The organism is Pseudomonas sp. zfem005, assembly GCF_032621735.1.
Lineage (GTDB): Bacteria > Pseudomonadota > Gammaproteobacteria > Pseudomonadales > Pseudomonadaceae > Metapseudomonas > Metapseudomonas solani.
Genome location: NZ_JAVYJE010000005.1, coordinates 210,408 through 225,295 on the forward strand (window position 1 = coordinate 210,408; position 14,888 = coordinate 225,295).

The 14,888-nt window shown below is 67.1% G+C and carries 11 protein-coding genes and 1 pseudogene; 2 read left to right on the forward strand and 10 right to left on the reverse strand.

What is annotated here, in order from left to right:
- Positions 1-311 precede the first annotated feature (311 nt).
- From RTW82_RS13185 to RTW82_RS13210, 6 genes are all read right to left on the reverse strand, one after another.
- Positions 312-1,238 (reverse strand): biotin-dependent carboxyltransferase family protein, encoded by a 927-nt coding sequence (locus RTW82_RS13185; protein ID WP_316925347.1) that lies wholly within the window; start codon positions 1,236-1,238, stop codon positions 312-314.
- On the reverse strand, positions 1,235-1,912 hold the full coding sequence (gene pxpB / locus RTW82_RS13190) for a 5-oxoprolinase subunit PxpB (protein WP_316925348.1): 678 nt from the start codon (positions 1,910-1,912) through the stop codon (positions 1,235-1,237). Before pxpB ends, RTW82_RS13185 begins: the two co-directional genes overlap by 4 nt.
- The gene (locus RTW82_RS13195) at positions 1,909-2,655 is read right to left on the reverse strand and encodes a 5-oxoprolinase subunit PxpA (RefSeq protein WP_316925349.1); all 747 of its coding nucleotides are present in this window, start codon (positions 2,653-2,655) and stop codon (positions 1,909-1,911) included. The genes pxpB and RTW82_RS13195 overlap by 4 nt, the downstream gene beginning before the upstream one ends.
- A gap of 125 nt (positions 2,656-2,780) precedes the next feature.
- Positions 2,781-5,369, reverse strand: coding sequence for a sulfite reductase flavoprotein subunit alpha (locus RTW82_RS13200; protein ID WP_316925350.1), 2,589 nt, complete (start codon positions 5,367-5,369; stop codon positions 2,781-2,783).
- 164 nt (positions 5,370-5,533) lie between these two features.
- A complete protein-coding gene (locus RTW82_RS13205) occupies positions 5,534-6,652 on the reverse strand; it encodes an alpha-hydroxy acid oxidase (RefSeq protein WP_316925351.1) in 1,119 nt (372 codons plus the stop codon).
- A 136-nt stretch (positions 6,653-6,788) separates the two neighbouring features.
- Positions 6,789-7,952: a type III PLP-dependent enzyme gene (locus RTW82_RS13210; RefSeq protein WP_021217731.1), complete on the reverse strand. Its 1,164-nt coding sequence runs from the start codon at positions 7,950-7,952 to the stop codon at positions 6,789-6,791.
- 562 nt (positions 7,953-8,514) lie between these two features.
- On the opposite strand from RTW82_RS13210, the gene RTW82_RS13215 reads away from it, so the two are divergent.
- Entirely contained in the window at positions 8,515-10,098 is a 1,584-nt protein-coding gene (locus tag RTW82_RS13215) for a peptide chain release factor 3 (RefSeq protein ID WP_021217730.1), read from the forward strand.
- 80 nt (positions 10,099-10,178) lie between these two features.
- Complete coding sequence (locus tag RTW82_RS13220; protein WP_316925352.1) at positions 10,179-10,985, forward strand: TatD family hydrolase; 807 nt, start codon at positions 10,179-10,181, stop codon at positions 10,983-10,985.
- Between the two features lie 115 nt (positions 10,986-11,100).
- Here RTW82_RS13220 and RTW82_RS32170 read toward each other — a convergent pair whose 3' ends face one another.
- From RTW82_RS32170 to ampD, 4 genes and pseudogenes are all read right to left on the reverse strand, one after another.
- On the reverse strand, positions 11,101-11,814 hold the full coding sequence (locus RTW82_RS32170; RefSeq protein ID WP_410478800.1) for a methyl-accepting chemotaxis protein: 714 nt from the start codon (positions 11,812-11,814) through the stop codon (positions 11,101-11,103).
- Positions 11,815-11,958: 144 nt separating this feature from the next.
- Positions 11,959-13,098 (reverse strand): annotated as a pseudogene (locus RTW82_RS32175) (HAMP domain-containing protein); the annotation flags it as partial.
- A gap of 317 nt (positions 13,099-13,415) precedes the next feature.
- Positions 13,416-14,252: a regulatory signaling modulator protein AmpE gene (ampE, locus tag RTW82_RS13230; protein WP_316925354.1), complete on the reverse strand. Its 837-nt coding sequence runs from the start codon at positions 14,250-14,252 to the stop codon at positions 13,416-13,418.
- Positions 14,249-14,812, reverse strand: coding sequence for a 1,6-anhydro-N-acetylmuramyl-L-alanine amidase AmpD (gene ampD, locus RTW82_RS13235; protein ID WP_316925355.1), 564 nt, complete (start codon positions 14,810-14,812; stop codon positions 14,249-14,251). The genes ampE and ampD overlap by 4 nt, the downstream gene beginning before the upstream one ends.
- Positions 14,813-14,888: the final 76 nt, after the last annotated feature.

Sequence of the window (14,888 nt, forward strand, 5' to 3'; positions counted from 1 at the left end):
TCACGCGGGTTTCACCCGCCCTACGCCCCAACACCACCCGTAGCCCGGACTTCAGTCCGGGAACACCAGCAGCGCCCTTCCCGCGCTGAAGCACGGGCTACGGAACGACACGGCTCTTGCAGGTCGGGGGCAACCCGGCCAGAACACACGCGGGTTTCACCCGCCCTACACTCCAACCACACCCGTAGTCCGGACTTCAGTCCGGGAACACCGGCAGCGCCTTTCTGCGCGCTGAAGCACGGGCTACGGAACGACACAGCTCTTGTAGGTCGGGTGAAACCCGACAAGGGCACACGCGGGTTTCACCCGCCCTACGAACGGGCGCCGAAGAAGCGACGGAATTCGCGCACCTCGGCCTGCACGACCGGGATATCCACAGCCTCGAAGCGCAGCACCTGGTGCGAGGCGCACTGGGCCAGGCGGTCGCAATCCCGGGGGTGCAGCCAGCCGAGGATGGGGTAGCCGCCCATGGTCTGCTGGTCGGCCTGGAGGATGATCGGTTGGCCATCCGGCGGGACCTGCACGGTGCCGCGCACCACGCCCAGGGACCATTGCCGCTGCGGCGCACGGATCGCCTCGCCCTGCAGGCGCGCGCCCATGCGATCCGATTGCGGGCTGAGCTGCCAGGGTCGCTGGAAAAAGGCCTGTAGTTGGTCATCGGCGAACTGCCCGGCATCGCCGCCGAGCATCACCCGCAGCGGGCGCTCGGCGCGGTAGTCCGGCTGCCAGGGCCAAGGCACGCTGGCGCCCCGTTCGAAACGCCCCTCCCCACCTGGCAACAGATCGCCGTCGGCCAGCTTCGCCCCTTGACCGTTCAGCCCGCCGAGGCCTTCACGCACCTGGCAGGCGACGCTGCCCAGCACCGGCTCGACGCGAAAGCCACCGGTGATGGCGAGATAGGCCCGCTGGCCGTTGCGGGCGAAGCCGAGTTTGAGGCGCTGCCCGGCGCGCAGCGGGAAGCGCGACCAGTTGGGCTGCACCGCGCCATCCAGGGTGATGGGCAGGTCCGCGCCACAGAGCGCCACCCAGCCATCGCCCAGGCTTTCCAGCTCGACACCGCCCAGGGCGATCTCGACCAGGCTGGCGCCCGGCGCATTGCCCAGCAGGCGATTGGCCCAGTAGGCGGCGTGGCGGTCCATGGGCCCGCACGGGGACACCCCCAGGTGCTGCCAGCCGCTGCGCCCGCCGTCCTGCAGCAGGCTCAGGGGCCCGGCCTTGATCACCCGCAGGCCGTTCATGGCTCACCCCGTTCGCGGCGGTAGGTCCGTTCATCGATGGGCACGAAGCGCACACGGTCCCCCAGCACCAGCGGGCACGGCGGTTCACGCGCCGGGTCGAACAGCGCCGTCGGGCACAGGCCCAGCAGGTGCCAGCCGCCCGGTGAGGCCTGTGGATAAATCGCCGTCTGCCGCTCGGCGATGGCCAGGCTGCCCGCCGGCACCCGCGTGCGCGGCGTACCGCGCCGTGGCAGGGCGAGGCGCGCATCCAGCTCGCCCAGGTAGGCGAACCCCGGGGCGAAGCCGATGGCGCCGACGCGGTATTCCACCCCGGCGTGCAGCTCGATCACTTGCCCGGTACTGAGCCCACAGGCATCGGCCACCGTGGCCAGGTCCTCGCCGCAGTACCAGACGGGCAGCTCGTGCAGGCGCCCGGCCTGCTCGACCGTAGCCGCCCGCTGCCACTGCTCCAGCAACGGCGCCAACTCGGCGGCCAGCCGAAGGTGATCGGTGTGCAACAGGTCGTAGTGCAGCAGCAGGGTGGTCCAGCCCGGCACCAGCTCGCGGAGCCGGTGGCCGAAGTGCTGGCGCAGAACAGTGGCGAGCTGGGCGATGCGTTGCGGCAGGCGGCTGTCCGGCTCATCCGCCAGCACCAGCAGCAACGCCTCGGCGCCGACCGGTTCGATACGGATCACGAGGCGTCCAGGTAGGCTCGTAGCCGGCGCAGCACCGCCAGGGATTGCGGGTTGTCGCCGTGCACGCAGAGGCTGTCGGCCACCAGTTGCAGCGGCTTGCCGTCGATATCGGCGAAGGGCTCGCCCCGGGCGATGGCCACGGCCTGCCCGATGATGCGCTCCGGCTCGTGGTGCACGGCGCCTTCGAGCCGGCGCGGCGCCAGCTGGCCGTCGGCCAGGTAGGCACGGTCGGCGAAGGCCTCGAACATCAGCGGCACATCCGCCTCGTCCGCCAGGCGCATTTCGCGGCGGTTGTCGGCCAGGGCCAGGACCATCAGCGGCAGGCCCTGGCGGTAGCTGGCGCAGGCGTCCAGCACCGCTTCCAGCAGGGCATCGTTGCGCACCAGCTCGTTGTACAGCGCGCCATGGGGTTTGACGTAGGCCACCTGGGTACCGGCGGCCCGGCAAAAGGCGTCCAGCGCACCGATCTGGTAGAGCACCAGGGCGCGGACCTCTTCCACCGACAGGGCCATCTGCCGGCGGCCGAAACCGATCAGGTCCGGGTAGGCCGGGTGCGCGCCGATGCTCACGCCGTGCTGCACCGCCAGGTCGACGGTGCGTTGCATGGTCATGGGATCGGAGGCGTGGAAGCCGCAGGCCAGGTTGGCCTGGTCCACCAGCGGCATGGCGTGTTCGTCGTCGCCCATGGTCCAGACGCCGAAGCTCTCGCCCATGTCGCAGTTCAGCAGGATTCGATTTTTCATCGCCTGATTATGGCGACAGCGGGCGGGCTGTGCGAGATGGGGTTATCCACAGGTGGATCAGCGCCCGTAGCCCAGGCTTCAGCCCGGGAAGCCCACCCGGGTCTGAAGCACAGCCCATGAACCGATCAATACACGTCGCGGCGGTAGCGGCCTTCGGCGGCGAGGGCATCCAGGGCCTCGTCGCCCAGCAGTTCGCGGAGCACACGGTCGACGCCGTCGGCCATGCCCTGCAGGCTGCCGCAGATGTAGAACACCGCACCCGCCTCGACCCAGGCGCGCACTTCGCTCCCGGCTTCGCGCAGGCGGTCCTGTACGTAGACCTTGTGCGCCTGGTCGCGGGAGAAGGCCAGGTCCAGCCGCTCCAGCTCACCACTGGCCAGCCAGCCTTCGATCTCGTCACGGCAGTAGTAGTCGTGGGCCTGGTTGCGCTCGCCGAACAGCAGCCAGTTGCGGCCGTTGCCGGCAGCGACGTTGGCCTTGAGCAGCGCACGCAGGCCGGCGATGCCGGTGCCATTGCCGATGAAGATGGCCGGGCGTTCGCCTTCCAGGCGGTGGAAGCGGGCATTGCGACGCAGGCGCAGCGGCAGGCTGGCGCCCACCGGCAGCGCATGGGTGAGCCAGCCGGAGGCGATGCCCAGGGTGCCGTCGGCGTGCTGTTCCTGGCGCACGATCAGCTCCAGGGCGCCGTCGCTTTCCAGGGAGGCGATGGAGTACTGGCGCACCGACAGCACGATCAGCGCATCCAGCAGCGCTTGCGGGTGCAGGCCCACCAGGTGCTCGAAGGAGTCCGGCAGCAGGCGTGCGCCCAGGGCCTGGCGCAGGGGCTGGGCGATGCCATCCACCGTCACCTGGGCCTCGCCGTCGAGGCCATGGCGGTCGAGCCAGCCCTGGATGCGCGGGTCGGCCTGGCGCGGGAGGATTTCCACCAGGTCGCCGGCCTGCCAGCTGATCTGGCTGCCCGCCGGGGCGCCCAGGCGCAGCAGCCAGGTGGATTCGCCCTGGCTGCCGGGGTTGAGGTGTTCGCGGCCGGCCAGGGTCCAGGTTTCGAAAGGCTGCTCGGTCCATGTCGGCACCAGGCTGGAGCCGGACAGGCTGGCCAGTTGCTGCTGCCAGCTCTGCAGTGCGCCGGCGTCGCCGTTGTCCACTTCCACCGTGTCGAACAGGGTGTTGGCGCCCTGGCCCTGGAGCCAGGCCTGCAGGCGGTGGGCGAAGCCACAGAAGTGCTGGTACTGGCGGTCGCCCAAGGCGAGCACGGCGAAGCGCAGGTCGGCCAGTTGCGAGGCCTGGCCCAGCACCTTGCGCTCGAAGCCGCGGGCAGCGTCCGGGGCCTCACCATCGCCGAAGGTGCTGACCACGAACAGGGCGTTGCGCGCCTCGGCCAGTTGCCCGGCATCCAGTTCGCCCAACTGCTGCACGCGCACCGGGTAGCCGGCGGCCTGGAGCTGGCCGGCGCTCTGCCAGGCGAGCTGCTCGGCGAAGCCACTCTGGCTGGCGAAGCCGATCAGCCAGGGCTCGCCGTCACCGCCGTTGCCGAGGCCACCGCGGGCGGCCTTGATCGCGCGCTTCTTGCGCCGGCGGTCGAGGTAGAGCAGCCAGCCGGTGATGAAGAACAGGGGCATGGCGAGACTCGCCAGCATCATCAGGATGCGCCCGGTCAGGCCGAAGTATTCGCCCACGTGCAGGGCGTAGATGCTGGTGAGCAACTGCGCCTTGAAGCTCTTCTCGGCGTAGCGCTCGACACGGGCGACCTTGCCGGTGGCCGGGTCGAGGGTGATCTGGTTGGTGGCACGGGGATGGCTGGAATCCCCTAGGAGGTAGAACACCGTGGCCGGCTGGCCACCCACCGGCGGCAGGCGCAGGTTGTAGGCGGTCATGCCGGGGCCGGCGGCCTCGCGGATGCTGGCCCAGACGGCGTCGTAGTCCACCACCAGCGGCGGGCCCGACGGCGCTTGCTGCATGCCCGGGCGGCCCCCTTCGCGGCGCTCGCCACGGCCTTCACCACGACGTTCGCCAGGCTTGCCCTGCTGCTGTTCGACGGGTGGCGCATCGGCCAGCAGGCGCTGCAGGCCGGCGCGGTACCACTCGTAGGACCAGAACAGGCCGGTCAGCGCGGCCAGGAGGTAGAGCGCCAGGCACCAGGTGCCGGCCACCGCGTGCAGGTCCCAGTTGAAGCTGCGGCCCTTGCGCGCCCAGTCCAGGGTCAGCCAGGCACGCCAGCTGCCAGCCTGGCGCGGCCAGCGCAGGTAGAGGCCGGAGAGGCAGAAGAAGATCAGTGCCAGGGTGCTGGCGGCGGTGATCTGCTTGCCGGTCTCGCCCATGGCGAGGAAGCGGTGCAGTTGCAGCATCAGGCCGAAGAAGGGCTGGCCGACAGGGTCACCGAGCAGCTCACCCGTGTAGGGGTCGAACCAGCGCATGGGGCCACGCCGCTCGCCGGGGGGCGGCATGAAGAACACCCGCGCCGGCCCGCCGGACTGGGTTTCCACCCAGAGCCCGGTAACCTGCTTGCCCTCGGCGGCTTCGATCTTGCGCACCAGTTCGGCGGGCGGCAGCACACCGCTGTCACTCACCTCGATATGCAGGGTGTCGGCATTTAGCCAGTCGAGGATTTCGTCCTGGAAGCTGTAGGCGGCACCGGTGATGCCCATGAGGGACAACACCAGGCCGGCACTGATGCCGAGGAACCAGTGCAGCTGGAAAAGGACTTTCTTGAACACGGTGACCCCTTGTTGGAAGCAGGCAGCGCCCCGTCAGCCGGAGTGACGGGGGCCATGGATACTCAGATGGGACGCGATTCTATTTGAGAATAAATTTCACCAACAGTGCGAGCTGCGCCTTTTACTTTCTATTTACTTTGTGGCCGCCGCCCGCCCCCCCGTCCTCAGCGTCCTGCGGGGGGCAGCACGAGAAGCTCACGGTGGATATCCGCCAGGGTGCGGCACCCCGTCAGCGCCATGCTCACTTCCAGTTCGGTGCGCAGCAGGTGCAGCACATGGGCGACACCCGCCGCCCCGGCGGCCGCCAGGCCATGGATGTAAGGCCGGCCGATCATCACCGCGCTGGCGCCCAGCGCCAGCGCCTTGAACACGTCGGTGCCGCGCCGGATGCCGCCATCCAGTAGCACCGGCACCCGGCCCTGCACCGCCTGGACCACGTCCGGGAGCATGTCCAGCGTCGCCGGCATGCCGTCCAGGGTGCGGCCGCCGTGGTTGGAGACGACAATGCCGGCCACGCCCTGCTCCACGGCCCGCGCCGCGTCCCGGGGGTTCATCACGCCCTTGAGCAGCACCGGCAGGCGCGTATGGGCCTGCAGCCAGGTGAGGTCGCGCCAGGTCACCGCCTGCTCCAGCAGCGGGCTGCCGAACAGGGGGCTCTCGCCGGGTTGGGCGACGGCAGGCGGCAATGCCCGCATGCCCTTGAGATTGACCGCCTCGATGCCCTTGGGGAGCACGAAGCCGGCGCGCTGCTCGCGGTTGCGCAGGCCGCTGACCGGCGCGTCCACCGTGACCACCAGCGCCCGGTAACCCGCCGCCTCGGCACGGCGCACCAGCGCCAGGGTGAAGTCGCGGTCCGGCTGGATGTAGAGCTGGAACCACAGTGGCGTCTGCGCCGCCTCGGCGATGTCTTCCAGGCTGATGCCCGCCTGGGTGCTGACCACCATGGCGGCCTTCATCGCGGACGCGCCGAGCACGCTGGCCAGTTCGCCATCCGGGTGTGCCAGCTGCTGGAAGGCGACCGGCGCCAGGAGGATCGGGTAGTCCAGTTCCAGCCCGCACAGCTGCAGGCGCGTGTGGCCGCCGCTCAGGTTCTCCAGCACTCGGTTGAGCAGACGCACGCGCTGGAAGGCCGCACGGTTCTCGCCCAGGGTGAGTTCGTCCGCCGCGCCGCCGGCCATATAGGCCCAGGCCTGGGGCGTCATGCGTTCGCGGGCGAAGGGTTCGTAGTCGGAAACGGCGGCGATGCTGGCGGGTATCTGTTGCAGCGGGGGCAGAAGCGTCATGGGTCACCTGGGGAAGCGCGGCTGCACATGGTAAGGGCGGGATGCAGCGAGGCAACCGCGACAAGACGCCGCCTCGGATTATCTCGCGGGCATAAAAAAGCCTGCCGCGAGGCAGGCTTCTTCGGTCACGCGGCGCTTACAGGTAGAAGGCTTTCAGCGGCGGGAAGCCGTTGAATTCCACCGCGCTGTAGCTGGTGGTGTACGCACCGGTGGAAAGCCAGTAGAGGCGGTCGCCGCTGGCCAGGTTCAGGGGCAGGCCGTACTTGTAGTTCTCGTACATGATGTCGGCGCTGTCGCAGGTCGGACCGGCGATGACCACTTCTTCCATCTCGCCTTTCTTCTCGGTCCAGATGGGGAACTTGATGGACTCGTCCATGGTTTCGATCAGGCCGGAGAACTTGCCCACGTCGGTGTAGACCCAACGCTCCACCGCGGTGCGGGACTTGCGCGCCACCAGCACCACTTCGCTGACCAGGATGCCGGCGTTGGCGATCAGCGAGCGGCCCGGCTCGAGGATGATTTCCGGCAGTTCGTCGCCGAAGTCTTCCTTGAGGAAGCGGGTGATTTCCTCGGCGTAGGTTTCCAGGGCGTTGGTGCGCTGGATGTAGTTGGCCGGGAAGCCGCCGCCCATGTTGATCATCTTCAGGGTGATGCCGTCTTCTTCCTTGAGGCGCTCGAAGATCACCTTGACCTTGGCGATGGCGGCGTCCCAGACGTCGATATCACGCTGCTGGCTGCCCACGTGGAAGGACAGGCCATAGGGCTCCAGGCCCAGCTGCTTGGCGAGGATCAGCAGGTCCAGCGCCATGTCGGGGTTGCAGCCGAATTTGCGCGACAGCGGCCAGTCGGCGGAGGTGGAACCCTCGGTGAGGATGCGCACGTAGATCTTCGAGCCCGGGGCGGCCTTGGCGATGTTGCGCAGGTCGGCTTCGGAGTCGGTGGCGAACAGTCGCACGCCCTTCTCGTAGAAGTAGCGGATGTCCCGGGCTTTCTTGATGGTGTTGCCGTAGCTGATGCGCTCCGGGCCGACGCCGGTCTTCATCACCTTGTCCAGCTCGTAGATGGAGGCGATGTCGAAGTTGGAGCCCTTGTCACGCAGCAGTTCGGTGATTTCGGTCGCCGGGTTGGCCTTCACCGCGTAGTAGATCTTGGCGAAGGGGAAGCAGCCGACCAGTTGGTCGTAGGCATCGGCGATGGTCTGCTTGTCGATCACCACGAAAGGGGTCTCGTGTTGATCGGCGAACGCTTTCATGCGCTGGAAAGTGGCGGGTGCGAAATAGTCTTCGACCTTGATCGACATACTGGGCTCCATTGGGCAAAAAACACAAAAGTTGCAAGGGATGGGCTTGGTGCGAAAAGCCTGAACGTCTAATCCGTTTCCCCACTTTGGTTCGCCTACTTCCCAAGGCATGTCGCCGAGGATTTGCAGCCTTGCGGCCGCCAACCTCTCGTCGTCAGTACTTGAGCCGGATGGATCGTTTCCAGCATGGACGTTCGGGCGCGAACTTTAGGACCATGGGGGGCGCAGATCAATCAAAAAATGCCGCTTTTTCACATCCCTTTGTCGCGTTACCTGTTGACTGTTCTGTATTCAAAACAAAACGTTATGGAATGCTGCACAAAACCGCTGGCGACGGCCCTTGCAGCGCATCAGTACGCGCCCGGACCTGGCGATCATGGCCCTCCTTTCTGACAGACCGATGATCCCCTCGAGGGTTCATCCCCATCGCCCGACTGGGTGCCGGCAACACCATCACCGCCGCCTGCGACATGCGGACTGATCCCCCGGTCGTTTCCCGCTATAATTCCGCGCTTTTCGGGCCGCACATGGCCCGCAACCGTTTCCAGCCAGGCACATATCCATGACCATCCAGGCCGCCGAAGTCGCCAAACGCCGCACCTTCGCCATCATTTCCCACCCTGACGCCGGTAAGACCACCATCACCGAGAAGCTGCTGCTGATGGGCAAGGCGATCGAGGTCGCCGGTACGGTGAAGTCGCGCAAGTCCGACCGCCACGCCACCTCCGACTGGATGGAAATGGAGAAGCAGCGCGGCATCTCCATCACCACCTCGGTGATGCAGTTCCCCTACCGCGAGCACATCATCAACCTGCTCGACACCCCCGGCCACGAAGACTTCTCCGAAGACACCTACCGCACCCTCACCGCGGTGGACTCGGCGCTGATGGTCCTCGACGGCGGTAAAGGCGTAGAGCCGCGCACCATCGCGCTGATGGACGTGTGCCGCCTGCGCGACACGCCCATCGTCAGCTTCATCAACAAGCTCGACCGCGATATCCGCGACCCCATCGAGTTGCTCGACGAGATCGAGGCGGTGCTGAAGATCAAGGCCGCGCCCATCACCTGGCCCATCGGCTGCTACAAGGACTTCAAGGGCGTGTATCACCTGGCCGACGACTACATCATCGTCTACACCCCGGGCCACGGCCACGAGCGCACCGCGGTGAAGATCATCGAGAAGCTGGACTCCGACGAGGCCCGTGCCCACCTGGGCGACGAGTACGACCGTTTCGTCGATCAGCTGGAGCTGGTCCAGGGTGCCTGCCATCCCTTCGACCAGGACGAGTTCATCAGCGGCCAGCTGACCCCGGTGTTCTTTGGCACCGCGCTGGGCAACTTCGGTGTCGATCACGTGCTCGACGCCGTGGTCGACTGGGCGCCCAAGCCACTGCCGCGCGCAGCCAACGAGCGCAGCGTGGAGCCGCAGGAAGAGAAGTTCAGCGGCTTCGTGTTCAAGATCCAGGCAAACATGGACCCCAAGCACCGCGACCGTATCGCCTTCATGCGCATCTGCTCGGGCAAGTACAGCCAAGGCATGAAGATGCGCCATGTACGCCTGGGCAAGGACGTGCGCGTCGGCGACGCGCTGACCTTCTTCTCCAGCGAGCGCGAGCAGCTCGAGGAAGCCTTCGCCGGCGACATCATCGGCCTGCATAACCACGGCACCATCCAGATCGGCGACACCTTCACCGAAGGCGAGGCCCTGGGCTTCACCGGCATCCCCCACTTCGCACCCGAGCTGTTCCGCCGCGTGCGCCTGAAGGACCCGCTGAAATCCAAGCAGCTGCGCCAGGGCCTGCAGGAACTGGCCGAGGAAGGCGCCACCCAGGTGTTCTTCCCCGAGCGCAACAACGACATCATCCTCGGCGCGGTCGGCGTGCTGCAGTTCGACGTCGTCGCCAGCCGCCTGAAGGAGGAATACAAGGTCGAGTGCGCCTATGAGCAGATCAACGTCTGGTCGGCACGCTGGATCGAATGCAAGGACGAGAAGAAGCTCAAGGAGTTCAAGGACAAGGCCTTCGAGAACCTCTCCGTGGACGGCGGTGGCCACCTCACCTACCTGGCCCCGACCCGCGTCAACCTGGCGCTGATGGAAGAGCGCTGGCCGGACATCAAGTTCCGCGCCACCCGCGAACACCACTGATCGCGCTTTATCGATCGGATGCACAACAGGGGCGCCGCTTCCCGGCGGCGCCCCTGGGCTAGGCTGACACCCATCCCCTGATGCGACCGCCGCCCACCATGCTGATCGACACCCACACCCACCTGGATTTCCCCGAGTTCGACGCCGACCGCGCCGAAGTGCTGGCCCGTGCCCGCGCGCTGGGGGTGCAGCGCCAGGTGCTGATGGGCGTGACCCGTGGCAACTGGCAGCGCATCTGGGAACTGGCCACCACCGAGGGCGACCTCTACGCCGCCTTCGGCCTGCATCCCATCTATCTGGACGAGCACCAACCAACCCATCTGGACGAGCTGCGCGATACGCTGCTGACCCATGCCGGGCACCCCAAGCTTTGCGCGGTGGGCGAGATCGGCCTGGACTATTACCTCGAAGCGCTCGACCGCGACGCGCAGCAGGCGCTGTTCGAGGCCCAGCTCGCCATTGCCGCCGATGCGCAGTTGCCGGTGCTGTTGCATGTGCGCAAGAGCCACGCAGCGGTGATCGCCACCCTCAAGCGCTTCCGCCTGCAGCGCGCCGGCATCGTCCATGCCTTCGCCGGCAGCGTCGAGGAAGCCCGCGAGTACCTGAAGCTGGGCTTCCGCCTCGGCCTGGGCGGTGCGCCTACCTGGCCCCAGGCCAACCGCCTGCGCAAGGTGGTGCCGCAACTGCCGCTGGACGCCATCGTGCTGGAGACCGACTCCCCGGACATGGCCCCCTCCATGCACCCGCACCAGCGCAACAGCCCCGAGTACCTGCCGGACATCTGCGCCAATCTGGCCGAGCTGCTGGGCCTCACCCCGAGCGAGCTTGCCGCCACCAGCAGCCGCAATGCCTGCGAGCTGTTCGGCTGGCCGCCCCTCCCGGGCTGAAGCCCGGGCTACGAAGCTCCACAGGCCAGATGCAGGGTGGGCTTCAGCCCACCGGCGGCGCCTCCAATAAACGAAAAAGCCCGCCAATCGGCGGGCTTTTGCGTGGCGCACTGGATCAGACGCGGAACGCGCCGATCAGCTGCTTGAGCTGCGCCACCTGGTCGGAGAGCTGGCGGCTGGCCTGCTCGGTCTGGCTGGCGCCCTGGGCGGTGCGCTCGCCGGCGCTGTTGATCTCGACGATGTTCTGGTCGATGTCGTGGGCCACGGCGGTCTGCTGCTCGGCGGCGGCGGCGATCTGCTGGTTCTGGTCAACGATCATGCCCACCGCACCGAGGATGTTTTCCAGCGCCTGCTGCACGCGGCCGGACTGGTTGACGGTGCCATCGGCCATCTGGTGGCTGGTGTTCATCGCCTTGACCGCCGCGCCGACGCCGCCCTGGAGACGGACGATCATCTGCTCGATCTCTTCGGTGGACTGCTGGGTACGCTTGGCCAGGGTGCGCACCTCATCGGCCACCACGGCGAAGCCACGGCCCTGCTCACCGGCGCGAGCGGCCTCGATAGCGGCGTTGAGGGCCAGCAGGTTGGTCTGTTCGGCGATGCCCTTGATCACTTCCAGCACGCGGCTGATGGAGGCGCTGTCGGAGGCGAGCTGGTTGATCACGTTGACCGACTGTTCGATCTCCTGGGCCAGGCGCTCGATGCTGCCCAACTGGGATTCCACCAGGGCACGGCCGCTGACGGTTTCCTGGTTGACGCTCTGGGCGCTGTTCACCGCGGCGGCCGCACTGCGAGCAACTTCCTGGGCGGTGGCGGACATCTCGTTCATCGCCGTCGCCACCTGCTCGATCTGGCTGCGCTGGCCGGCGACGGCCTGGTTGCTCTCTTCGGACACGCTCTGCACCCGGCCGGCCTGGCGCTCGACCTCGGTGACGGTCTGGCCGACCAGTTCGATCAGGTCGTGGATCTTCGCCACGGTGCCGTTGAACACCTGGCCCAGTTCGCCGAGCTCGTCCTTGCTCTGGGCGCGGAAGCTGACGGTCATGTCGCCGGCGGCGACCTGGTCCATCACCCGGCCCAGGCTCTTGAGGGTGGTGCGGGTGGAAACGTAGAAACCGCTGTAGAGGTAGACGATGGCGAGGAACACCACCACCAGCGCGACGACCAGCAGCACGGTCTGTGCGCGCTTCTCGCCGAGGCGCTTCTCCAGCTCGCTCTTGAGCAGGCCGAGGGCGGCGTCGTTGAGCTGGTAGGTCTTGTCCATCTGCGCAGTGACCTGGTCGTAGAACTGCGGCCAGGGCGTGTCGAGGGTGTCGGCCATGATCACCTGGTCCTCGAACAGGGTGGCGCTCTGCTTGAGGGTTTCACGGCTGGCGGTGGCCAGGTCACCCAGGGCGGCCTGGGCGCGGGGGTTGCCGTTGAGCGCGTCCTGGACCTTGAGGCCGTACTCGGAGCCGATCTTCTCCAGTTCCAGCAGCAGCTCGTCCAGCTTGGTGCTGGCGGCGGAGTTGAGGAAGCCCTGGCCCAGGGAATAGGCGCCGATGGCGCGGCCCTTGCTGATGGCGGCGGTGACGGTCGGCGTAACGCCGGTGACCAGCTCGGCCACCTGGCGCACGTCGCGCTGGCTGTCCTGGCTGAGGCCGGCCTGGCTGGCGACCAGCTTGATGAACACCTGGGCATTGCCCAGCTGCTTCTCGATCATGGCGCTCTTGCTCTGCAGGGAGGTTTCCGTCTCGGCGGCCTGCAGGCCCTTGAGCATCTCTTCGCGCTTGTTGTTGAACTCGGTGACCTGCTCCGGCTCGGAGGTGACGGGGGCGAGGTTCTCCAGGGCACCCGTGAGGTCCTTTTCCAGCTTGCCGATGCGCGTGTCGAGGTCGCCGGCCTGGCCGGACTGGCCGATCAGCGAGTTGATCAGCACCAGGTCGTTGAGGTTTTCCAGGTTGCGCCGGATGCCCTGGCTGGTACCCAGCAGGTCGAGGCTTTCCAGCTCGGAGCGGGTACTGACGAACTGCTCGTAGGACTCGCGCACCAGGTAGAAGTTGGTGACCAGCATGGGCAGGAAGAACAACACGCTGATCAGACTGAATTTCATGCCGAAGCTGAGGCGATTCATCAGCGCGATGGCCGGATACAACACGGTCTTCACAAGACGTCTCCTGTTTCCTAATTATTCTTATGGGTCGCCTCGGGGGCGGCCAAGGATCGCATCTGGCAGTGCGGCCGTCCCAGATTGTCCGACCTGTGGATGACAGATAAGGACTACCAATGCCGAACAATAATCGTGACGCATTTCACGAAAAAGCTGGCGAGGCTCAAGAACTGTGTACCTGATATCGGCGGAAGTTTCTGTAACTTAAGGTTAAGAAAGCCCCCTGAGCAGGAGCAAAAACGGTAGCGGCGGACCGGCGGTATTGCACCGCCGGCCGTCCGTCAGAACAGCAGGGTCCAGACCGCGAAGCCCGCGTACCAGAGCACGGCGGCACGTACCAGCAGGTGCCAGAGCGCATCCAGGCTGGCCACACCCGCCTCGCCCGCGGTGTCGTCCGGCAACTCACCGGCAGCACGCCCGGCGATGACCACGAAGCGCTCGGCGGCGATATCCCAGTTCAACAGCTCGTGCAGCAGCACACGGCTGACCGCGACGAAATTACCCACCAGCGAGAAGCTCGCCGCCAGTACCCGCACCGGCAGCCAGTCGAAGGCGTGGCGCATCTGCGCGGCGCGCTCACGCAGGGCGGGCTCTTCGGCGTGGTCGGCGGCCAGCGCCAGGAGGCGATAGGCCAGGGCAGCCACCGGGCCGAGCAGGAAGTACCAGAAGATCACCGCGAAGAAGCTTTGATAGGCCTGCCACACGAGGTGGCCCTGGACCCGCAGCAGCAGGTCGTCGCCCTCCTCCACTTCCAGGCCGAGGTCACGCTCGGCAACGTGGTAGGCGCCCTGTACGTCACCCCGGCGCCAGGCATCACGGAAGGAACCGAGGTCCGCCTGCACATCGCCACGCCCCAGGGCGTAGATCACCACCAACAGGTGCAGCGGCAAGGCCAGCCAGCCATAGGCCAGGGGTTGCAGCGCCATCAGCACCAGGGCCAGGAGCACCAGCGGCAACACCACCAGCAGGCCGAGCACCGCCCAGGGGCGGCCGGCCAGACGCGGGTTAGCGGAAAGACGGGCCAGTTGGCGGAGCCAGGGCCCGTCCTGCTGGATGCGCTGGCGCAGGCTGGAGAACTTCTCCACCCACAGCACCAGCAGGAGAACCAGGAAACTCATGGGTGTACCTCCTTGTCGAGCAGGCTGGCGCGGAATCGCGCCCAATCGAATGCGGGGCCGGGATCGGTCTTGCGCCCGGGCGCGATGTCGCTGTGCCCCTGGATACGTGCCGGGGTGATGCCGGGGTAGGCGCGCAGCAGGCCCCGCGCGAGCTGGCCGAGCACGGCGTACTGGGCCTCGGAATAGGCCTGGTCATCAGTGCCTTCCAGCTCGATGCCGAGGGAGAAGTCATTGCAGTTCTCACGGCCGGCGAAGAAGGACTTGCCGGCGTGCCAGGCGCGCTCCAGGCAGGAGACGAACTGGGTGACGGCACCGTCGCGCTCGATGAGGAAATGCGCCGAGACCTGCATGGCGGCGATATCGGCGAAGTAGGGATGCTCGTCGGCATCCAGGCAGTTCTGGAAGAACTGCTGGACCTTGCCGGTGCCGAACTGCCCGGGCGGCAGGCTGATGTTGTGGATCACCAGCAGGGAGATTTCCCCCTCCGGGCGGGCATTGAAATTCGGCGAGGGGCAGTGGCGGGCGCCTTGGCACCAACCTGTCGCGGGGTCCGGCTGCATGAAGGGCTCCTTGGTTGGCGGACACTCTAGAGCAGGCCGCGCCCAGGGCCAAGGCCCGGAAACGACGACGCCCGGC

What these genes read in the sequence shown, in the direction of transcription:
- RTW82_RS13185 (WP_316925347.1), bottom strand. Translation starts at nt 1,238, where the DNA reads ATGAACGGCCTGCGGGTGATCAAGGCCGGGCCCCTGAGCCTGCTGCAG.
- RTW82_RS13210 (WP_021217731.1), bottom strand. Translation starts at nt 7,952, where the DNA reads ATGTCGATCAAGGTCGAAGACTATTTCGCACCCGCCACTTTCCAGCGC.
- RTW82_RS13220 (WP_316925352.1), top strand. Translation starts at nt 10,179, where the DNA reads ATGCGACCGCCGCCCACCATGCTGATCGACACCCACACCCACCTGGAT.
- ampD (WP_316925355.1), bottom strand. Translation starts at nt 14,812, where the DNA reads ATGCAGCCGGACCCCGCGACAGGTTGGTGCCAAGGCGCCCGCCACTGC.
- ampE (WP_316925354.1), bottom strand. Translation starts at nt 14,252, where the DNA reads ATGAGTTTCCTGGTTCTCCTGCTGGTGCTGTGGGTGGAGAAGTTCTCC.
- RTW82_RS13215 (WP_021217730.1), top strand. Translation starts at nt 8,515, where the DNA reads ATGACCATCCAGGCCGCCGAAGTCGCCAAACGCCGCACCTTCGCCATC.
- RTW82_RS13205 (WP_316925351.1), bottom strand. Translation starts at nt 6,652, where the DNA reads ATGACGCTTCTGCCCCCGCTGCAACAGATACCCGCCAGCATCGCCGCC.
- RTW82_RS32170 (WP_410478800.1), bottom strand. Translation starts at nt 11,814, where the DNA reads ATGAACGAGATGTCCGCCACCGCCCAGGAAGTTGCTCGCAGTGCGGCC.
- RTW82_RS13195 (WP_316925349.1), bottom strand. Translation starts at nt 2,655, where the DNA reads ATGAAAAATCGAATCCTGCTGAACTGCGACATGGGCGAGAGCTTCGGC.